General features: G+C 53.7%; 3 protein-coding genes and 1 pseudogene. 1 reads left to right on the top strand and 3 read right to left on the bottom strand.

The genetic code is table 11. From position 1 onward, the window contains the following. Positions 1–722, top strand: a pseudogene (locus RMSM_RS41375) (glycoside hydrolase family 2 TIM barrel-domain containing protein); the annotation flags it as partial. A 68-nt stretch (positions 723–790) separates the two neighbouring features. Here RMSM_RS41375 and RMSM_RS41380 read toward each other — a convergent pair. The 3 genes from RMSM_RS41380 to RMSM_RS27170 form a co-directional block, all read right to left on the bottom strand. Then, entirely contained in the window at positions 791–955 is a 165-nt protein-coding gene (locus tag RMSM_RS41380) for a hypothetical protein (protein ID WP_008704492.1), read from the bottom strand. Between the two features lie 64 nt (positions 956–1,019). Next, a complete protein-coding gene (locus tag RMSM_RS27165; RefSeq protein WP_081614343.1) occupies positions 1,020–2,234 on the bottom strand; it encodes a DUF1559 domain-containing protein in 1,215 nt (404 codons plus the stop codon). A gap of 313 nt (positions 2,235–2,547) precedes the next feature. Further along, a partial coding sequence (locus RMSM_RS27170; RefSeq protein WP_040769573.1) for an FAD/NAD(P)-binding protein occupies positions 2,548–3,244 on the bottom strand: 697 nt, incomplete at its 5' end.

Below are 3,244 nucleotides of genomic sequence, written 5' to 3' on the forward strand. Positions count from 1 at the left end.
TGACAACACGTGATGCGAAACGATTCACTCGCGTCGGAATTGAAACATTCACGCGAGAAAGCGAGGACAAGCAGCCGGATGCTCCGCTACCTTCGTCTGATTTGGCAGAACAGAAAACCATTCAAATCTCGACCGCCATCGGCGAAGGCCGTGATGGTTACGTGATGGCCAGCGAACAAACCGAAGAAAAGCTGTCGCGAATCGCACTGTTGGTGAAAGAACCGCCAGACTTCTCTTGGGGCACTCCTTTCCGTCGCCGCGGCTATATGCATTTTGATTTGTCGTTTGTTTCTGAACGACCCGTACATTCAGCTAAACTGCAATTGCAGGGCGTTCCCACGGAGATCGGATTTCTGTCGCTGATGCCCGATGCCAGCTTTGCCGTCTACGGGCTTACCGACGAGTCGCTCGAAGACTGGGATGAAGCGACATTGTCGTGGCAATCATCGCCCGGCATGCTCGCCGACGACGTTACGCTTGACCCCACAAAAACGAGGCTGCTGGGGAAATTTGTTGTTCCCCAGTCCGATCCCACGCGGATGTTCAGCATTGCGACGCCCGAACTTGCTGAGTTTTTGAATCAAGACACCAACGGCGGTGCCACGCTGATCCTGGTCTCGGAAACCGCCGGCATCAAAGATTGTTACGTGCATGGATTTGCCAGCCGTCGACATCCCGATGCATCCCCACCGACCTTACGATTAGGTCTTACCAAACCCTGAAACGAAAACGCCGCGGTAAGGAGCACGGTGCCCTTATCGCGGCGTTTTGTTCCAACTGATATCTCGACTCAGATGCCGCCACCGCCTGCATTTTCTGACTCAAAACGAGCCTCTTCGGCCTCGTAGACCGATTTGTCATCGAGCGGTTTGACCTCTGACGTCGGGCCGTCATCACACCCGCTGATCACGCAGGGAGTGATCAAAAGCATCAATATCAATAACGTACGAAACATAGTAGAGAATCCCAAAGAAGAAGCAATGAAAAGGAGTCGATGTCAATTGTTGTGAGGCAATCGACTAGAAATCAGCTTGTACGGTTTCTTTCGCAGCTGCCGAACCGAGGGCTCCCCACAAACCGTATGGACTCTTTTGCCCAACGTTGTTGTTGTCTTTGGAAATACTCCAACCCGACGCCGTGTTACCTGAATCGATGCTGTCGGTAATGAACTTCACCGCTCCGTCGGCAAACAACACGTGACAACCACCTTGGTGGCGACTCGAGGCGCTGTAGACGCCGTGTTCCCAATAGGTGCCATAGCCGTTAAAGCCCATCACACTCGGCGAGTTTGGCGGCAACACCGTCGTGATCGATGTCATTGCTGGCAGTGCGTCGTACCAACGTCCCCCACGTGATTGTCCAAACGTGGTAAAGAGTTGCGATTCAGGAACGCTATAGAACAGCGGCCGCTGAGGATCACGCTTCGTATCCAAAATAGCCGGTCCTCGGGAAACCGTCTGGGCGCCGCCCGATCCAGAGAAGTGGCTGTTGTCTAACACACCCCCGATCACTCCGGTATCGCCCAAATACGTCGCGATCTCGGCCATCGCCACCGTGTTGCTTGTTCCATCTAGAATGTCTCGGAAACCTCGATAACGCTCCCGAGCGAACACTCCTCGCAATGAACCGCGGTCCAGATAGATATTGGGGTTGCTGGGCGGGCTGGTATTCCAATTGGTGTTTTCGTTGTAAAAGATTCGTTTGACCGAATCACCAAGCGAATACGCATAATTCGTTAACGCGGCTCCGCCCGCCGACTGGCCTGGGTCCGAGGGGCAGCGATAGGAAACAACCTGTGTTCGCCACGGACGATAGTCATCGATGTCGATGTGCAGCGCTGGACCAAACGCGGGCCAACCTGTTCCCGACCCAAGCGTGATCGCAGCACTTGAATGCGGTGATTCACCCGCTTGAGCCAACAACGGGTTGGACATCATCTCCCACAGCGCCTGTTGCTCGATGAACGGCAATAACGCAACCAGACAATTCAGTCGCCCCGTGTGATGACGCGTCCCGCTGCCGCCGCTGGGCAGCTTGTTGTAGGCCGCATGATAGTTGTGCAAACCGAGCCCGATTTGCTTGAAATTGTTGCTGCACGACATCCGACGTGCGGCTTCGCGGGCAGCCTGAACCGCTGGCAACAATAAACCAACGAGCACGCCGATGATGGCGATGACCACCAGCAATTCGACGAGTGTGAACGCGGGACGAGAACGCTTGTGAACGTTAATGATACCACCTCGGTTTGATAAGAAAGAAGGAGCAGACGGCGATCGAGATTAGGGAAACAGAAATTCTCTATAGAGCAAGCTTCTAATGACAGAATATTTACACTACGGAACAGCAGCCCCTGTTTCGACGATACACGCTGAGAGAGCATGGATCGTTCATTTTAGACATCGATAACCGGAATTTTTTCCTTTTTCTCTCGAGAGTTCGCTCCGCAACGCATTAGCTTCGGTCCTTATCACCGCGCCCCTAGATCACTGGCATCCCACCCTAAATCCCCTAAGTACTCTAAGTCCCCAAACAGGTGTCCGACACTTTTTAGATGCAGTACTCGATGGTGTCGGGGTTGGAAACCGCGACCGGTTCCTGATCCAGAATCGACTGCGCGACCAAATACGCTTGTTGACGCAGCTCCGGCACCGCGATGCTCTCCCACAACGTGCCCTTCAAAATCGGGCCGATTGCATGCATGAACGGGGTTGGAACATTATCTTTGCCAAGTACGGTGAAGTCATCGGTAACCGCTATTCCCATATCCATGTCATCGGGTCGTGCCAAACCTCGTTCGAACAAATTGCGATACAGTGGCAACGCCGAATCCGAAAACCGCGACTTCGGCCCCGTACAATTGATAACCAAATCACCCGCGATTCGTTTCGGCGATCCGTCACGATCCATCATCTGAATCTCGATGCCATGCTCCGCAGCCGCCAACGTCTGAATGGTTGCCGGGGTGATGGTCAATTGACCGCAGTCGAGCGCATCGGTGATCGCATCGTGAATCGGGCCGGCAATACGGTGCCGAATCACATTCCAATCCGCCGAATATTTTTTCAAGAACAACGTGCGTTCTTCGAGCGAGAGTTCCTTCCATAACTGTTGCGTGCGACTTCGCAATTTGTCGACCGCGATCGCTGGGTTTTGGCTGACACCACGCAGACGTTCACAATCCTGGCGAATCAATCGCACCAACTCTTTCAGTGAACGGGTTTGCCCATCATCGGGAATCGCCTGT

It is taken from the genome of Rhodopirellula maiorica SM1 (assembly GCF_000346295.1).
Taxonomy (GTDB): Bacteria; Planctomycetota; Planctomycetia; order Pirellulales; family Pirellulaceae; genus Novipirellula; species Novipirellula maiorica.